The 1,708-nt window shown below is 45.2% G+C and carries 1 protein-coding gene; it reads right to left on the bottom strand.

What is annotated here, in order from left to right; genetic code table 11:
• Positions 1–514: 514 nt before the first annotated feature.
• On the bottom strand, positions 515–1,708 hold a 1,194-nt coding region (locus tag GC098_RS07645; protein WP_171642507.1), incomplete at its 5' end, for an IS110 family RNA-guided transposase.

Genomic DNA, 1,708 nt, shown 5'->3' with positions numbered 1-1,708 from the left:
CTGTTTTATGCGACAAAATGATAACTCGCGTTAATAATTTCCTTTATTTTACCATATTTAGTATGCTATATGGATATTACATTCAGTTTTTATTTCCCCTTTATTAAGCATTCCTGCCCGTCCCTCGGTATTAAGGGGTTATCTCTCATATACTCACTCATTCGCAGGATTTCGTCGCCTTGGAATACAGTTGCGGTTCGAATAGCAAGCTCATTAGACATCATTAGACACCGTTGTTTCGATTTTAGGCATGCGGGAACAGAAGAAGCGTGTGGAACATTTCTCCAAGTGTTTTTCTTCTGCACGCATACTCCACAATTTCCTTGGGGGTTCACCATCCCAAGACTCTACGGGTCTATGCCCTCACATTCCTTCGTTACACCTGACCAAGGCGTGGAGACCGATAACGTTTAGCTGACGGGTCTGAGCCCTTATCGGGCAGGAACTCGGTCCTCCGTGCTTTCTTTGTAAAATCCTGCGAATGAGTCAATATACGTAATTGATTTAATCAGTCTTAGGCAGCTTGAATGTAGATAGGAGCAGCTTTTTCAGGAGAAAACGCTTCTCCCCTTTGAACAATGCCTACGATGATTCGTGCCAATTTTCCAAGCAATTTAAATACCGACTGTTGCTTTTTCATTTGCTTGACTTGAACATTATTCTCATGCAGCTGACGGAACACAGGATGATTTCCTACGAGCCCTAGCGTAGCCAGATACAGATATTTTCGTAGCGTAGCATCGCCCCTTTTAGACAGAACGATCTGTCCCTTCCGTTTCCCCGAAGTGCTTTCGGCTAGATTTAAGCCTGCCTTACGCAATAATTGACGTCCATGGGCATACTGACTAAGGTCGCCTGCACCTGATAGTATGGCTGCAATACAGATTGTGCCAAGGCCGATAGATCGAAGATGACCGGCCATAGGAATTTCGCTGAGCAACACTTCTATATCTTTTTCTATTCTCTCTAGTATCTCAACAATCCGTTCGAACTCTTGTAATAGCCATCGTAAATCCTGCTTCGCTTCATTTAGCGCAGTCGTTTCGCCTATACTGTTCTTAGCTTGAGCGATGATCTGCGCTGCCTTTTGCATGCCAGTGGAGCCACCAGCTCGCTTCATATGCTCTCTCCATCCCGTGATCACCTCTGATACGGATAGAGACTCTATATCCTTCGGAGAAGGAAATTTCTTAAGAGTAGCTAAGGAACGTTTGCAGGTCCAGTCTTTAAACACCGAGAAATACTCGGGGAACCGAATGTCTAACCAACGAATGATCCGATTCTGGAGTCGCACACTATTCGTCACCCAAAATTCCCGGTCACTCATAATCGTTTTCAACCTCTGAAAAACGATAGCCTGTCGAGAGTATTCATAGTAATAGCCCCGGCTGATCACGTCAGCAATGACAAGCGCATCCTTCGGATCACTCTTGGAGGGAGAATTATCCCGGTTCTCCTTGTTTCGTTTGGTGGTGGCCGGATTCACCATGACAACGCTCTTGCCCTTATCGGCAAGCCAATTCGCCAGGTTATACCCGTAGTGCCCGGTCGGCTCCATGCCGATTATGAGTCCCTTTAAGCGGTGCTTCTGCCCGATTCCGTCGATCCATCGTTCTAATTTTTCAAATCCTTCAATTGTATTTGAGAATGTAAGATGTCGTTTACTGAGTACGATACCGCGAAAATTAGTTACTTGTGCTACATGAGT

Origin of the sequence: Paenibacillus phytorum (genome assembly GCF_013141715.1) — a bacterium.
In the GTDB taxonomy this organism is placed as follows: domain Bacteria; phylum Bacillota; class Bacilli; order Paenibacillales; family NBRC-103111; genus Paenibacillus_E; species Paenibacillus_E phytorum.
The sequence above is the reverse complement of the archived record's forward strand: the minus strand, read 5'-3'. Positions and strand labels throughout refer to the sequence as shown.